The 14,210-nt window shown below is 66.4% G+C and carries 15 protein-coding genes; 3 read left to right on the forward strand and 12 right to left on the reverse strand.

Going from position 1 to position 14,210, the window contains the following annotated elements; translation table 11 throughout:
* Positions 1-4: 4 nt before the first annotated feature.
* The gene (gene speA, locus F618_RS0106690; RefSeq protein WP_019568127.1) at positions 5-1,909 is read right to left on the reverse strand and encodes a biosynthetic arginine decarboxylase; all 1,905 of its coding nucleotides are present in this window, start codon (positions 1,907-1,909) and stop codon (positions 5-7) included.
* Between the two features lie 315 nt (positions 1,910-2,224).
* On the opposite strand from speA, the gene speE reads away from it, so the two are divergent.
* Positions 2,225-3,076, forward strand: coding sequence for a polyamine aminopropyltransferase (speE, locus tag F618_RS0106700; RefSeq protein WP_018168343.1), 852 nt, complete (start codon positions 2,225-2,227; stop codon positions 3,074-3,076).
* Between the two features lie 323 nt (positions 3,077-3,399).
* Here speE and fetB read toward each other — a convergent pair whose 3' ends face one another.
* From fetB to folB, 6 genes are all read right to left on the reverse strand, one after another.
* A complete protein-coding gene (gene fetB / locus F618_RS0106705; protein ID WP_018176238.1) occupies positions 3,400-4,206 on the reverse strand; it encodes an iron export ABC transporter permease subunit FetB in 807 nt (268 codons plus the stop codon).
* Positions 4,197-4,817, reverse strand: coding sequence for an ATP-binding cassette domain-containing protein (locus F618_RS0106710; RefSeq protein WP_018176239.1), 621 nt, complete (start codon positions 4,815-4,817; stop codon positions 4,197-4,199). Before F618_RS0106710 ends, fetB begins: the two co-directional genes overlap by 10 nt.
* 333 nt (positions 4,818-5,150) lie before the next feature.
* Positions 5,151-6,404 (reverse strand): ammonium transporter, encoded by a 1,254-nt coding sequence (locus F618_RS0106715; protein WP_018938931.1) that lies wholly within the window; start codon positions 6,402-6,404, stop codon positions 5,151-5,153.
* 34 nt (positions 6,405-6,438) lie between these two features.
* Complete coding sequence (locus tag F618_RS0106720) at positions 6,439-6,777, reverse strand: P-II family nitrogen regulator (RefSeq protein ID WP_012981610.1); 339 nt, start codon at positions 6,775-6,777, stop codon at positions 6,439-6,441.
* 68 nt (positions 6,778-6,845) lie between these two features.
* Complete coding sequence (locus F618_RS0106725) at positions 6,846-7,577, reverse strand: TorF family putative porin (RefSeq protein WP_024325934.1); 732 nt, start codon at positions 7,575-7,577, stop codon at positions 6,846-6,848.
* 280 nt (positions 7,578-7,857) lie between these two features.
* The gene (gene folB, locus F618_RS0106730; RefSeq protein WP_019563311.1) at positions 7,858-8,223 is read right to left on the reverse strand and encodes a dihydroneopterin aldolase; all 366 of its coding nucleotides are present in this window, start codon (positions 8,221-8,223) and stop codon (positions 7,858-7,860) included.
* A gap of 73 nt (positions 8,224-8,296) precedes the next feature.
* Here folB and F618_RS0106735 point away from each other — a divergent pair, with 73 nt between their 5' ends.
* Both F618_RS0106735 and F618_RS0106740 read left to right on the forward strand, forming a co-directional pair.
* Positions 8,297-9,322, forward strand: a complete 1,026-nt coding sequence (locus F618_RS0106735) for an amidoligase family protein (protein ID WP_019563312.1) — start codon at positions 8,297-8,299, stop codon at positions 9,320-9,322.
* Positions 9,323-9,371: 49 nt separating this feature from the next.
* Positions 9,372-10,139 (forward strand): gamma-glutamyl-gamma-aminobutyrate hydrolase family protein, encoded by a 768-nt coding sequence (locus F618_RS0106740; RefSeq protein ID WP_019568129.1) that lies wholly within the window; start codon positions 9,372-9,374, stop codon positions 10,137-10,139.
* A 39-nt stretch (positions 10,140-10,178) separates the two neighbouring features.
* Here the strand turns inward: F618_RS0106740 and msrA are convergent, their stop codons facing one another.
* The 5 genes from msrA to F618_RS0106765 are packed head-to-tail and all read right to left on the reverse strand — an operon-like array spanning position 10,179 to position 14,197.
* Complete coding sequence (gene msrA, locus F618_RS0106745) at positions 10,179-10,811, reverse strand: peptide-methionine (S)-S-oxide reductase MsrA (protein ID WP_019568130.1); 633 nt, start codon at positions 10,809-10,811, stop codon at positions 10,179-10,181.
* An 11-nt stretch (positions 10,812-10,822) separates the two neighbouring features.
* The gene (locus F618_RS0106750; protein ID WP_019568131.1) at positions 10,823-11,983 is read right to left on the reverse strand and encodes a PQQ-dependent sugar dehydrogenase; all 1,161 of its coding nucleotides are present in this window, start codon (positions 11,981-11,983) and stop codon (positions 10,823-10,825) included.
* 42 nt (positions 11,984-12,025) lie between these two features.
* Positions 12,026-12,853 carry a DNA-formamidopyrimidine glycosylase family protein gene (locus F618_RS0106755; protein ID WP_019568132.1) on the reverse strand — a complete coding sequence of 276 codons (828 nt, stop codon included), beginning with the start codon at positions 12,851-12,853 and terminating at the stop codon, positions 12,026-12,028.
* 10 nt (positions 12,854-12,863) lie between these two features.
* Positions 12,864-13,841, reverse strand: a complete 978-nt coding sequence (locus F618_RS0106760) for a lysophospholipid acyltransferase family protein (protein WP_019568133.1) — start codon at positions 13,839-13,841, stop codon at positions 12,864-12,866.
* A complete protein-coding gene (locus F618_RS0106765; RefSeq protein ID WP_018144640.1) occupies positions 13,838-14,197 on the reverse strand; it encodes a tetratricopeptide repeat protein in 360 nt (119 codons plus the stop codon). The genes F618_RS0106760 and F618_RS0106765 overlap by 4 nt, the downstream gene beginning before the upstream one ends.
* Positions 14,198-14,210 lie beyond the last annotated feature (13 nt).

Below are 14,210 nucleotides of genomic sequence, written 5' to 3' on the forward strand. Positions count from 1 at the left end.
GGGTTCAGTCCTCGAGATAGGTGTAGCCGGTCAGGCCGTGTTCCAGTTCCGCCAGCAGGCGCCCGGCGGCCTCGCCGCGCAGGCCGATGGCATCAATCTTGGCGCGGAAGGCGCGGCGCAGGTCGTCCGGGGCGAAGTGCACGTAGGAGAGCAGCTCGTCCACGGTGTCGCCGCGTTCGGGGTTCAGCAGGCGGTAGCCGCCCTGCTCGGTCAGTTCCACGTTCACCGTGTCGGTGTCGCCGAACAGGTTGTGCAGGTCGCCGAGGATCTCCTGGTAGGCCCCAACCAGGAAGATGCCGAGATAGTAGGCCTCGCCCGTTTTCCACGGGTGCAGCGCTAGCGTGGTGTGCGTGCCCTCGCGCTCCACGTAGTGCTCGATGTGGCCGTCGGAGTCACAGGTCAGATCCTGCAGAACGGCGCGGCGGGTCGGGGCCTCGTCCAGGCGGTGCAGCGGCATGATGGGGAAGATCTGATTGATCGCCCAGGTATCCGGGATCGACTGGAACACGGAGAAATTGCAGAAAACCTTGTCCGCCAGCTTGTCCGTCAGCTCGGCATGGATCTCGGCCGGCAGCGCCTCCGGCTGTGCCAGCAGCCGCTGGCACAGGGCGAAATAGATCGCCTCGGCGCGCGCCCGGTCCGCCAGCGACAGCATCCCGCGGGCGAAACGCGCCTGCAGATCGGACAGGCCGAAGGCGGCGTCGTGATAGATCTCCGACGCCGGGCGGTCGCGCTCGTCCAGCAGCGCCCGCATCGCGGCGATCTCGGGCAGCTCGTCGTCCGGCGCCGGCGGTATAGCACCATCCCCCGGGGCTGGCTCGCAGTCGATCACGTTGGTGATCAACACCGCGTGATGCGCGGTCAGCGCCCGCCCGGACTCGCTGAACACCTCGGGCATAGCGAGATCATGCTCCTCGCAGATGCGCTTGAGCGGGCGCAGGATGTTCAGCGCGTACTCCTCCACCGAGTAGTTGATGGAGCACTCGTTGCGCGAGCGCGACCCCTCGTAGTCGATACCCAGGCCGCCGCCGACATCCACCACCTGAAGCGCGGCACCCGCTTCGGTCAGCGCGGCGAAGTAGCTGGCCGCCTCGCCCATGCCGTTCTGGATGTCGCGGATGTTCGCGATCTGCGAGCCCATGTGGAAGTGCAGCAGCTGCAGCCGATCCAGCCAGCCGAGGCCGCGCAGGCGCTCGAGGATGCCCAGCACATCCGCCGCGGACAGGCCGAACTTGGCCTTCTCGCCACCGGTGTTCTGCCACTTGCCCTTGCCAATCGACGCTAGGCGCACGCGCAGCCCCAGCAGGGGCGCGATATCCATGTGCTCGGCCTGGCGGATGACCTCCTCCAGCTCCGAGGGCTTCTCGATCACGATGTACACGCGATGCCCGAGCTGGCGCCCGATCAGCGCCAGACGCACGTATTCGCGGTCCTTGTAGCCGTTGCAGATGATCGCGGCGCCCGGGCGCGACTGCGCGAGCACGGCCATCAGTTCCGGCTTGCTGCCCGCCTCCAGCCCCACCCGTGGGGTAAAGCCATCGGCATCCGGCGTGTCGCCCGCCGCCAGGATCTGATCCACCACGCTGCGCTGCTGGTTCACCTTGATCGGATAGATCGCCGTGAACGCGCCCTGGTAGGACAACTCGCGTGCAGCTGCATCGAAGGCCCGCGCCAGGCGGCGCACACGCCCGTCCAGCACGTCCTGGAAACGCACCAGCACCGGCGGCCCGATATGCTCCTCGCGCAGCCGCCCGGCCAGCTCATGCAGATCGACACCCGGGTGATCCGGCCAATCCGGTCGCCGCATCACCACATGGCCAGCGTCGTTCAGATCGAAAAAGCCACCATTCCAGTGGTCGATCCCGTAGGTGGCGCGGGCCTCATCCAGATTCCAGGGCGTGACAGACATGGCGGTTCCGGGTTTCACAGCGGGTATATCCCCGTCATTGCGAGGAGCGAAGCGACGCGGCAATCGCCTTCCATGTCCACCGGAACGTCCAGGGCGAGCAGCGCAACCAAACGCACTGCCCTCGTTCAGGAGATTACTCGCTACGCTCGCCCTTCGGGCCGGCCGGCGGCCGTTCAACGCAGCTAAGCTGCTTTTGTGCTTCGTCGCCTACGGCTCCTCGCAATGACGGGGAGGTTCAGAGTTGCCCGCAGGATACAGGGCACTATCATAGCGGCGCATCATACCGTCCACCGCATCCGCAAGGGGAGCCGCCCAATGGCACTCGACAACAACTGGTTCAGCGAACCGCACGAAAACATGGCGCTGTCCCTGCGCATCAAGCAAAAGCTGCACGAGGAACAGACCCCGTACCAGAAGATCGAGATCTACGAGACCGAGGCCTTCGGCAACCTGATGGTGATCGACGGCTGCGTGATGCTCACCGGGCGCGACAACTTCATCTACCACGAGATGATGTCGCACCCGGTGCTCTACTCGCACAGCGCCCCGAAGAACGTGGTCATCATCGGCGGCGGTGACTGCGGCACCCTGCGCGAGGTGCTCAAGCACGACGAAGTGCAAAAGGCCGTGCAGGTAGATATCGACGAGCGCGTCACCCGCTTGGCCGAGCAGTACTTCCCGGAACTGTGCGACGCCAACGATGACCCCCGCGCCGAGCTCCTGTTCGACGACGGCGTGCAGTACCTGCAGGACGCCACGCCCGGCTCCGTCGACGTGATCATCGTCGATTCCACCGATCCGGTGGGCCCGGCCGAGGGCCTGTTCTCCACCGCCTTCTACAAGGACTGCGTGAAGGCCCTGGGCCCGGATGGCCTGCTGGTACAGCAAAGCGAATCGCCGCTATTGCATACCGAGAGCATCATCCGCCCGATGCACGACAGCCTGCGCGCGGCCGGCTTCATCGATGCATTGACGATGCACTTCCCACAACCCACCTATCCCTCCGGCTGGTGGACCTGCACCATCGCGGCGAAGGACGCCCCGGTGTCCTTCCTGCGCGAGGAAGCAGCCGAGGAGGCGACGTTTGTCACCCATTACTACAACGCCGCCATCCACCGCGCCGCCGGGGCCACGCCCGAGTTCTTCCGCCGCAAGCTGTTCGCCTGATCCCGGCCAAACTCCCCTTAGCGCGGCGCCATCGTCGGGAGATTGCTTCGCTGCGCTCGCAATGACGGGATTCCCTTCCTGTCATTGCGAGGCGCCGAAGGGGCCGTGACACAAAAGCGCGAAGCGCGTTGAGCGGCCGCAGGCCGGCCCGAAGGGCGAGCGCAGCGAGTAACCTCCCGACGCAACCACCGACGTTCGCCCTGCTCCGCGCCGGGGCACCCACGGCGATCGCCACGGCGCTGCGCACCTCGCGATGACGGGCATCACAAACGCCGTAGGGTGCATTGAGCGAATGCGAAATGCACCGTTCGTGGTGGATATGGCTACGTGTGGCGGCCCGGCTTGAGGCGGTCGAGGCGCAGGCGTTCGCGGGTGTCGAACAGGCGGCGGGAGGCGAACCAGACCGCGCCGAGGGTGCCGAAGCCGGTGCCGGCAGTGATCAGGAACATGATCAGGATCTGGTACTTAACCGCCTCCACCGGCGGGGCGCCGGCGAGGATCTGGCCCGTCATCATGCCCGGCAGGCTGACGATGCCGGCCGCGGCCATGGCATTGATGGTTGGCATCAGGCCGGAGCGGGCCGCCTCGCGGCGCATGGTGGCGACGGCCTCGCTCCAGCCCGAGCCCAGCGCCAGGCGGGCCTCGATGGTGCGGCGCTCGCGCCAGACCGTCTGGGTCAGGCGGTCCAGCCCCAGCGCGATGCCGGTCATGGTGTTGCCCAGCAGCATCCCCAGCAGCGGGATGGCGTACTGCGGCTCCCACCAAGGCGAGGGTCCCACCATCGTGGTCAGCGCGAGCACGGTGACGGCAAAGGCCGAAACGAACATGGTGACCGCACCGATCCCGTAGCCCCACAGCCCGGCAAAACGGCGCTGCTGACGCGCCATCACCTCGTAGCCGGCGATCGACACCATGACCAGCGCCATCAGCGCCACCCAGCCCAGGTGCGCGTGGTCGAACAGCGTCTGCAACACCAGGCCGATCAGCAGCAGCTGTATGACGGTGCGCGCCCCGGCGATCAGCAGACTGCGCCCCAGCCCCATGCGCGCCCAGATGGTCAGGCCAGCCAGGGCCACGACCAGCAGCGCCGCCAACGTCAGATCCAGCGCGGAAAGCGAGATCAGCTCCATGCCGTGTTCTCCAGCTGCCCTTCGTGGATGGTGAGGATGCGCCCGCCCAGGCGTTGACGCTGCAGCGTGTCGTGGCTGACCCACAGCGCCGCCGCATCTTCCTCGGCGAGATACGCCCGCACCGCGCGTTCGATGCGCTTGGTGTTCTCCAGATCCAGGTTGGCGGTGGGCTCGTCCAGCAGCAGGACGCGGGGCCGGTTCAGCAGCGCGCGCACCAGACCCAGGCGCTGCTTCTCGCCGCTGGAGAGACGCTCGACCTCCCAGCCCAGCGAGGCCTCGGGCAACGCGACCTGTTCCAGCAGGTGCAGGGCCGCCTCACGCGAGAAATCGGCGGGCAGGTGTTCGTCCACGCGCTCGCCCCACCAGGCGGTCTCGGCCGGCACATAGGCCACGCGCCGGCGCCACTGGACCGGCAGCATGGCGTCGCGCGCCTCGCCGTTCAGCATCACCTCCCCCGTGCTGGGGTCGAGATCCGCCAGGGCGCGCAACAGCAGCGACTTGCCGGCACCCGAGGCGCCGGTGACCTGCACCAGTTCGCCCGGCTGAACCGCCAGGTCCAGCGGGCCCAGCTGGGCTGTTTTCAGTTGTCGGACGTCCAGCAGGCGATCCATGCGACAGGCTTCCGGTGCGGCAAAAGCGGGATCGTAACCGAAGCCGGGGTACGGGGATGAATGGCCCGACCGGGAGACCCTGCTTGCTGGGAAGAGAGCCGGCCGGGGTGTTAGTAGCCCGCGGGCATCAGTCGCAAGAACCGCCGCGGGCGGGGGCTTCGCGGGCAAGCCCTCTCCCGCCCGGTGTGTCGAACAAAAAAAGGGCGCCCGATAAAGGGGCGCCCAAAGGCCAACATCCAAGTCCTGGGAGACTGTCTTGTCGGCGTCGGAGGAGACGATGTATCGGGATCGAGCCGGGTTACGGCCCGACCCCGGTTTCAGGTTAACGAGGCTTTATTGCTTCCCGGTGAACTCCGGGTAGGCCTCGAGGCCGCACTCGGCGATATCGGCGCCCATGGCCTCGTCCTCTTCGCTCAGGCGGATGCCCATCACCGCCTTGAGGATCGCCCAGACAATCAGGCTGGCCACGAAGACGAACACGAAGATGGCGAGCAGGCCCACGATCTGGCCGAAGAAGGTCGCATCCGGGTTGGACAGCAGCACCGCCATCACGCCCCAGATACCGGCCGTCCCGTGCGCGGAGATCGCACCAACCGGGTCGTCGATCTTCAGCTTGTCGAGGGCGACGATCGAGAACACCACGATCACACCACCCACGGCACCGATGATCATCGCCAGGACCGGGCTGGGCATCAGCGGCTCGGCAGTGATGGACACCAGTCCCGCAACCGCTCCGTTCAGCGCCATGGTCAGGTCGGCCTTGCCAAAGATCAGACGGGTGGTGATCAGCGCGGCCACCACACCCCCGGCCGCGGCCAGGTTGGTGTTGGCGAACACGGCGGCCACGGCATTGGCGGACTCGATGTCCGACACCTTCAGCTCGGACCCGCCATTAAAGCCGAACCAACCCAGCCACAGGATCAGCACACCCAGCGTGGCCAGCGGCATGTTGGAACCCGGGATGGCGTTGATCCTGCCATCTGCGCCGTACTTGCCCTTGCGCGCCCCGAGGAGCAACACACCGGCCAGCGCCGCAGCGGCACCCGTGAAGTGGACGATGCCGGAACCGGCGTAGTCCAGGTAGCCGATCTGGTCGAGGATACCGCCACCCCAGCTCCAGAAGCCCTGGATCGGGTAGATGAAGCCGGTCAGCACGACCGCAAAGGCCAGGAAGGCCCACAACTTCATGCGTTCGGCCACGGCACCCGAGACGATGGACATCGCGGTGGCCACGAACACGACCTGGAAGAAGAAGTCGGCACGATCCGAGTAGTAGATGTCGCCACCGCTACCCAGCACGTCCGCGACTGCGTTGTCGCCGCTGATCAGGAAGCCCAGCCCCGGGATAATAGAGCTGAGACCATCGCTGTACATGATGTTGTAGCCGATCAGCATGTACATGATGCTGGCGATCGAATACAGGGCGATGTTCTTGGTTGCAATTTCGGCCACACTCTTGGTGCGCACCATACCGGCCTCGAGCATGGTAAAGCCCGCGGCCATCCACATCACCAGTGCACCGGCCACCAGAAAGTAAAAGGTGTCCATCGCATAGGCGAGTTCGACAACTTGCTGTTCAATTTCCATGATTGAAATTCCTCATTCGCTGGAAGGCAAAGGTTTAAAGCGCTTCCGGTCCGGTTTCGCCCGTGCGAATGCGCACGACCTGCTCCACCGGCGTAATAAAGATCTTGCCGTCGCCAATCTTGCCCGTGCTGGCGGACTTTGAAATGGCCTCGACCACCTGATCCACCAGGTTTTCGTCAACAGCCACTTCAAGCTTCACCTTGGGCAGAAAATCGACTACATACTCGGCACCGCGATACAACTCGGTATGACCGCGCTGGCGACCAAAACCCTTGACTTCGGTCATGGTCATGCCCTGCACGCCGATCTCCGAGATCGCCTCGCGAACATCATCAAGCTTGAACGGCTTGATCACGGCGGTAATCATCTTCATGTCAGACTCCTGTGGGCGGGTCCGCTGATCCACGGACCCGCCTTTGCATTAAGAGGTAATAGCCGGCTTCAGAACGTCTTGGACCAGCCCACCCAGGCGCCGAGGTCCTCGTCCGACTCGTCGACATACTCGAGGTTAAGGCTGAACTCGCCCCAGTCCCCGGCGTCGCGCGCCAGGCTGGCGGTGTAGTGGGTGTAGTTTTCGGCATCGGAATCGTCGAAGCTGGTACGACCCACGAGGAACCCGGCGCTGTAAACATCCATGAACGGGATATCCAGACCGGCGTAGAAGTACATGTCGTCATCCTGCAAGGCCGAGTCATCACTGTCGTGAACTACATAGGCCATGCCGCCATAGAGACCGACCGGCCCCGTATCGAAGCTGACTTCACCGTAGACTTCGCCAAAGTCGGCACTCAGGGAACCGGTATCGTCCCGGGCATCCGGATAGGCGTAATAGATGTAACCCACGTCGTAACCAAAACCATTCTCGAACGCATCGGCAAACCCGAGATAAAGATCCATTTCGTAGCTTGTTTGATCTTCATTCCCCTCGTCGACGCCAAAGTCAACATTCGAGACCCAGGTTCCAGCGTAGAAACCGGAGGCGTGCTCGTAATCAATGCCACCCTGAATGGCTGCGCCGTCATTACTTTCGGAAAAGCCCCGGAAGTAGTAGTTGGACACCGCACCGATGTTCACGGACAGCTCCGCGGCGGCGGTGGAGGTAAACGCGACGCCACCGGTGGAGCCTACGGTGAGGACAGCAGCGGCCAGCGCGGAACGGGTGAACTTCTTCATGTTGGTCATCTCCCAGATTGGTCAATCGAGTGTCGCGTAGTCGACACCCGGTCCTTGCACGGGCTGTGCCAAGTACCAAAAGGGAGCAAAATCGGCTTTTCACAACACGTGTTGCGGCCGAACCACGAGGTTTTGCCTCTGGATGGTGCGCACTAAAAGTGCACACGCACCAAAAGCGTGCGATCAACAAAAAGTGTGAACACGGTCCGGCGTCCGCACGGGGCAGACGCGGAACAAAAGGCAGGAAAGCGGGCCGGAAGGGCCCGTAGGAGAAGAGGGGCTAGTCGGACGTCGCGAGGGTGCCGCGTTCGATCTCGATGCCGACCTCGCGCACACCGGGAACGGCCCCGGGCTTGCCCAGCTTGATGCGCACCCAGGGGGTGCCGAACTGGGTCATCAGGGCCTCGGCGATCTCTTCGGCCAGGGATTCCAGCAGCGCGTGCGGCTCGCGCGTGACGATGGCCCGCACCGCGTTGGCCACCGCCTCGTAATCGACGGTATCGCCGATCTCGCCGGAATAGGCGGCGATGCGGGTATCCGCCGCCAGTTCGATGTCGAATCGCAGGCGGCGCTGGATCCGCTGTTCCCAGTCGTAGACACCGACAACGGCATCGATTTCGAGGTCGCGCAGATAGATTCGATCCATGGGCTCGGCGGGCTCCTGTAGGTCGGCGCCTATCCTACTGCCCGGGCCGCACGAGGTACACCGAGCCGTTATCATGGAGTTTCCCTTGCACGGCTTCGAGACACGCATGAGCGAGCCCTTCCACGACCTCCCGTGGCCCGACAGCCCCGAGGGCGAACCGCGCCGCATCGGGGTAGAGATCGAGATGGCCGGGGTCTCGCTGGAGATTATGGCCGAAGCAGTAAAGGCCGAATTCGGAGGGCAGATCGAACCGGACAGTGCGTTCGTCGCCCGCGTGCGCGATACCGACGTCGGCGACTTCCAGCTGGAACTGGACGCCCGGGTGCTGAAGGACCGGGCCTACCGCGAGCATCTCGCGCGCCTCGGCATCGAACTGGACGACTCCGACAAGGCGGCGCTGGATCGCTGGCTGGCCGACGCCGCCGGCCGCCTGGTGCCGCATGAAATCGTGGCCCCGCCGATCCCGGTGGCCGACCTGCCCCGCCTGGACCGGGTACGCGCGGCCCTGCAAGAGGCCGGCGCCCAGGGCACCGAACGCTCGTTTCTCTACGCCTTCGGGTTGCAGATCAATATCGAGATCCACCGTACCGATGCCGAGTGGCTGCTGGCGATCCTGCGCAGCTTCCTGCTGATGGCCGAGGCCCTCACCGCGGCCGGCGCAATCGACCTGGCACGGCGACTGTCCCCCTACATTCGGGCATTTCCCGGGCCCTTTGTACGCCACATGCTGGACCTGGAGTTCCAACCCGATCAGGCCGGCCTGATCGATGCCTACCTGGCGCACAGCCCAACCCGCAACCGACCACTGGACCTGTTGCCCTTGTTTGCCCACCTGGACCCGGAACGGGTCAACGCCGCACCGGTGGAACACGACTTGATCAAACCGCGCCCGGCCTTCCATTACCGCCTGCCGAACTGCGAGATCGACGACCCGGACTGGAGCCTGGCGCGCCCGTTCAATGGCTGGGTCGAGGTGGAACGCCTGGCGGCGGATCCGGAACGCCTGGAGCGCCTGTCGCGGGAATATATGGAACGCCCCGGCCAGGCCCTCGGCCGCTGGGCCGACGACTGGAGCCAGCGCCTTCGTGACTGGTTCTGACTCGGCTCCCAATGCAACCAGCCGGGTCACGCCCCAAGCCCGTCGCCCGGTGATCGCGATCTCCGGGCCGGACCAGGGCGGGGGTCCGGCCTGGCTGTTCACCGCCCTGGCGGTGTGGCGCGCGGGAGGCCGCCCTTTGCGGTTGCGCCCGGGCCGACCGCGCGGCCGTTGCCCGTTCGACGGACTGATCGTGGGCGGCGGGGCGGATGTCGACCCCGAGCTCTACGGCGAGACCCTGCCCGATGGACCGGATGCGGCCGCCATCCGCCAGGCGGAGCGCCGCCTCTCGCAACGGCTGATCGGCTATCTCTTCTACCCGGCCCTGTGGCTACTGCGCCGGTTGTTCCAGTCGCACGGCGGGGTACTGGACGTCGACCGCGACCGCCTGGAGAAGGCCCTGATCCACCGCGCGCTGGACGATCACCGCCCGATCCTCGGCATCTGCCGCGGCATGCAGCTGGTCAACGTGGTGCGCGGCGGCACGCTGCAGCGCGACCTGGCCGAGTTCTACGTGGAAACACCGCAGGCCCGCAGCCTGTTGCCGGTCAAGCCGGTCCAGCTGGAGCCGCGCAGCCACCTGGCCGACATCCTGGGCGACGCCACGCTGCACGTGAACGCCCTGCACAATCAGGCGGTGGATGGCCTGGGCCGCGGGCTAAGGGTCGCCGGCCGCGAGAGCAGCGGCGTGGTACAGGCGATCGAAGCCGACCGCGGCTGGTGCATCGGCGTGCAGTGGCACCCGGAATACCTGCCCCAGAAGCGCCGCCACCAGCGTCTGTTCCACGCCCTCGTTCAGGCCGCCGCCAATACCGGCTAAAACCCGATTCACCAAGAAGACACGAAGAAGGGCAGGCGCTCAGGCCGGGTACGGCACGGAGAGGCCGCCGAGGCCGCAGTAGCCGTGGGGGACCTTGGCCAGGTATTGCTGGTGATCCTCTTCGGCGAAATAGAACGCCGGCCCTTCGCCGATCTCGGTGGTGATCGTTCCGCCCCGTGCCTTGTCCAGCGCGGCCTGGAAGCGTTGGCGGCTGGTCTCGGCGGCCGCCAGCTGGTCCGCATCGGTGGTGTAGATCGCGGAGCGGTACTGGGTACCGACGTCGTTGCCCTGGCGCATGCCCTGGGTCGGGTCGTGGCCTTCCCAGAAGGTGCGGAACAGCGCATCCAGGTCGACTCGCCGCGGATCGAATACCACACGCACCAGTTCGGTGTGCCCGGTCTGGCCGCTGCATACCTCGCGATAGGTCGGATTCGGGGTATAGCCCCCACCGTAACCGACGCTGGTGGAGTACACCCCGCCCAGCTGCCAGAACAGGCGCTCGGCGCCCCAGAAGCAGCCCATGCCGAACTGAATCACCTGCATGCCCTCGGGGTACGGCGGTGCCAACGGGGTTCCCAGCACCATGTGGCGCCCGGGCACCGGCATCGGCTCCTCGCGCCCGGGCAAGGCCTGCTCGGGCGCAGGCATGCGCGGCTCGGAAAATGCGAACATCGGCGACTCCATCAGTCAGCCGGGGTGAGCCGGATCAGCTCCCCCGGGTTGTGGTCGGTAAGTACGTAGATTGCGCCTTCGTGCACGCGCACGTCGCGCACACGGCGATCCAGATCCGGCAGCACCTCGGACTCATTGACCAGGTCGCGCCCGTCGAAGGTCAGGCGGCGCAGCGTCTGGTGCGCCAGTCCGCCGACCAGCAGGTCACCATCCCAGTCGGCAAAGGCCGGATCGCGCAGGATCGCCATGCCGGACGGGGCAATGGAAGGCGTCCAGTGATGCAGCGGTGACTCCATCCCCTCCTTCTCGGTCAGACCCTCGCCCACCTGGCCGCCACGGTATTCCTCGCCGTGGGTAATGACCGGCCAGCCGTAGTTCAGGCCGGGTTCGATGATGTTGACCTCGTCACCCCCGCGCGGGCCATGCTCGTTCTGCCAGAAGGTGCCGGTCTCGGGGTCCATCACCATGCCCTGCGGGTTGCGCACACCCCAGGCCCAGATCTCCGGGCGGGCGTCGGGTTCATCCACCAGCGGGTTGTCATCCGGCACCGAACCATCGTCATGCAACCGGATGATGCTGCCGATATGGGTGGAGGTGTCCTGCGCATGATCGCGATCGCCGCGGTCACCCACGCTGATGTACACGTACCCGGCCTGGTCAAACACGATGCGGCTGCCGAAGTGGCGGCCGCCGCTGACACCCGGCTCGGCGGTGAACAGTGTCTCCACGTCCTGCAGCTCGCCATCCTGGAAGCGCCCACGCGCCAGGCGGGTCGTCAGTCCGCCCTCCACGCTCGCCGAGTAGGTGAAGTACAGCCAGCGGTTGTCGGAGAAATTGGGGTGCAGCGCAAGATCCAGCAACCCGCCCTGGTTGCGCGCCTGCAGGTCGTCCGGCATCCCCGGGACCAGCGCGCCCCGCCCGTCGAAGGCCTCGGTGTCCTCGAACCAGCGCAGGGTGCCCGGGCGCTCGCTGATCAGTGCACCGCCTTCGGGCAGGAAGGCGATGGCCCAGGGGTGATTCAGTTCCTCGTGCAGCACGCTGACCTGCAGATCCTGCTGCCCGCCCTCCAGGCCCTCGGCCGAGACCCCGGAGGACCCGGTGCATGCCACCAGAAGGCCCACGGTCATGGGAACCACCGTTACACGTCCCAGGATATGTTTGCGCTTGCTCATGGCTCGCTCCTTGTTCGGTCCGATGTCCATTGGTACCTGTGTTCAGGCGGCGGGTTCCCTCGGCTGGCAGACAGGGCACCAGTACGTCGAGCGGCCGTGTTCGCCCAGCAGGGCATATTCGACCGGTGCGCCGCACTGCCGGCAGGGCTCGCCACGGCGGCCATAGACGTTCAGGAACGCCCCCTCCTCCGCGCGCTCGCGGGTGATGCGCGGACCCGGCTTCAAGTTGCGCCGCAGCAACCGCTCGGCATCGCGGTACAGCCCCGCCAGCACTCGCTGCGACACCTGCCCGAGAGGCCACAGCGGGTGACAGCCTTGCAGGAACAGTACCTCTGACTTGTAGATGTTTCCGATGCCCGCCGCCAGCGACTGATCCAGCAGCACATCCAGGATCGGGCGCGCCGGGTCCGCGACGGTCCGCACCCGCATGACCACGGCATCCAGGTCGATCGCCGGGTCCAGCAGATCAGGGCCGACACGGGCATCCAGACGCGGGACATCCGCCGCACCCGCCGTGCGCGGGCGCCACTGCAGCTCGCGAGGATGAAAGCAGACCAGTACCCGCTCCGGGAGGCTGAGGACGGCCCAGGCACTGGAGGCCGGCTTGTGCCAGGCGACACCCGGGGCGTACTGGTGCCAGGTCCCGTACATGCCCAGGTGGGTGCGCAACTGCCACGGCCGGCCATCCGCAGCTGCAAGATCCAGCAACAAGTGCTTGCCCCGGGCCTGCACGGTCCCGGCGGTCATCGCGCCATGCTCGAGCAACGGATCGCCGCGCCGGGTGCGGGTCGCTACCGCAGTCAGCGTTGCGCCCTCCAGTACCGGCCGCAACGCGGCGGCCAGCTTGTGGATCGTGTCGCCCTCGGGCATGAGGGCGGGATCAGCGCTCGCGCGCGGGGTACAGGCGCGGCTCGCCCTCGGGCCGGGTGCGGAACAGGCGCATGGACCACAGGTACTGCGCCGGGGCCTGCTCGATGCCACGCTCGATGGCGGCGTTCATCTGCCGCGCATCGACGGCATCATCCCCCGAGGGATAGTCTTCCAGGGGCGGCCACAGGCGCATCACGTACTGGTCCGCCGCCGCGTCATACCAGGCGAAGCTGGGCAGGACCGCCGCCTTCGACATGCGCGCCAGACGCGCCAGCGCGGTCAGCGTGGCCTTCTGCACACCGAAGAAATCCACGAATACTGCGCCCTCGGCGCCCAGGTCCTCGTCCGGCAGGTAATAGAAGAAGCGACCGCGCTTGAGCTGGCGAATGGCCGGGCGCAGGCCCTGGTCGCGGGCGAAGATATCGCCGGAATAGCGCGTGCGGCTGCGGTGGTTGATCCACTCCAGCACCGGGTTCTTCAGCGGCTTGGCGAAGGACACGCCGTCGAACATCTGACTCATGCGCACGCCGCCGTAATCCAGCCCCAGGGAATGCGGCGCCAGGATGATCACTGGCGTCCCGCCGGAGCGCAGGCGCTCGTAGTGCTCCAGACCCTCGATGCGAATGCGGGCGGCGTGCTGGCCGGGCTTGCCGAACCACAGCAACCCGTAGTCCAGCGCCGTCTGCGCCTGGTAGCGGTAATAGGCCTCCAGGCGCTGGGCGCGCTCCGCGGCGCTCATCGCCGGGAAGCACAGCTCCAGGTTCCGCTCGACCACCGCCCGACTGCGCCCGGCCAGCCGGCGAATCAGCCGGCCCAGCCCGCCGGCGAGACCGCGCACGGCCGGTCGCGGCAGCTCCTGCAGCACCCAGGCCAGGCCCAGCAACAGCCAGCTGCCCCAGTAACGCGGGGCGAAGTGCGCGGCGGTCAGCGGGGCCTGGTAGGCACCAGCGTCCTCGCGCCGCCCGGTTTCGTCGTCGACAGCGCTCATGCGCCCCCGGCACCGTCGGTGGGCCCGTCCGTGGCGGCCTGCTGCTTGCGGGCGCGCTTGGCGTAGACCTCCATCTCCTTCGCGGCCTGCAGATCACCCTTCTCGGTGGCCACGCGGATACCGCGCTCGCAGGTGGACAGGGCCGACTCGGGGCGCTCCAGCTCCACCAGCGTCTTCGCCAGCAGCTTCCAGGCCGCGGAATAACCGCCGTCCAGATCCAGCGCCCGCTGCAGATGGGGCACTGCGGCCTCCAGCTGGCCATCGGTCGCCAGGGCATTGCCCAGCGAGAAACGCAGCATGGCGGAATCCTGACCGCCGTCGAGCATATTCTGGAAGCGTTCGATCATGTCGCTCATGGGGTACCTCCCT

Origin of the sequence: Thioalkalivibrio sp. ALMg13-2 (assembly GCF_000381185.1) — a bacterium.
Lineage (GTDB): Bacteria > Pseudomonadota > Gammaproteobacteria > Ectothiorhodospirales > Ectothiorhodospiraceae > Thioalkalivibrio > Thioalkalivibrio versutus.

Coding starts and splice junctions, on each gene's coding strand:
- F618_RS0106735 (WP_019563312.1), top strand. CDS start 8,297: ATGGAGTTTCCCTTGCACGGCTTCGAGACACGCATGAGCGAGCCCTTC.
- F618_RS0106720 (WP_012981610.1), bottom strand. CDS start 6,777: ATGAAGATGATTACCGCCGTGATCAAGCCGTTCAAGCTTGATGATGTT.
- speA (WP_019568127.1), bottom strand. CDS start 1,909: ATGTCTGTCACGCCCTGGAATCTGGATGAGGCCCGCGCCACCTACGGG.
- F618_RS0106755 (WP_019568132.1), bottom strand. CDS start 12,853: ATGCCCGAGGGCGACACGATCCACAAGCTGGCCGCCGCGTTGCGGCCG.
- F618_RS0106710 (WP_018176239.1), bottom strand. CDS start 4,817: ATGGATCGCCTGCTGGACGTCCGACAACTGAAAACAGCCCAGCTGGGC.
- F618_RS0106715 (WP_018938931.1), bottom strand. CDS start 6,404: ATGGAAATTGAACAGCAAGTTGTCGAACTCGCCTATGCGATGGACACC.
- msrA (WP_019568130.1), bottom strand. CDS start 10,811: ATGTTCGCATTTTCCGAGCCGCGCATGCCTGCGCCCGAGCAGGCCTTG.
- speE (WP_018168343.1), top strand. CDS start 2,225: ATGGCACTCGACAACAACTGGTTCAGCGAACCGCACGAAAACATGGCG.
- fetB (WP_018176238.1), bottom strand. CDS start 4,206: ATGGAGCTGATCTCGCTTTCCGCGCTGGATCTGACGTTGGCGGCGCTG.
- F618_RS0106760 (WP_019568133.1), bottom strand. CDS start 13,841: ATGAGCGCTGTCGACGACGAAACCGGGCGGCGCGAGGACGCTGGTGCC.
- F618_RS0106725 (WP_024325934.1), bottom strand. CDS start 7,577: ATGAAGAAGTTCACCCGTTCCGCGCTGGCCGCTGCTGTCCTCACCGTA.
- folB (WP_019563311.1), bottom strand. CDS start 8,223: ATGGATCGAATCTATCTGCGCGACCTCGAAATCGATGCCGTTGTCGGT.
- F618_RS0106750 (WP_019568131.1), bottom strand. CDS start 11,983: ATGAGCAAGCGCAAACATATCCTGGGACGTGTAACGGTGGTTCCCATG.
- F618_RS0106765 (WP_018144640.1), bottom strand. CDS start 14,197: ATGAGCGACATGATCGAACGCTTCCAGAATATGCTCGACGGCGGTCAG.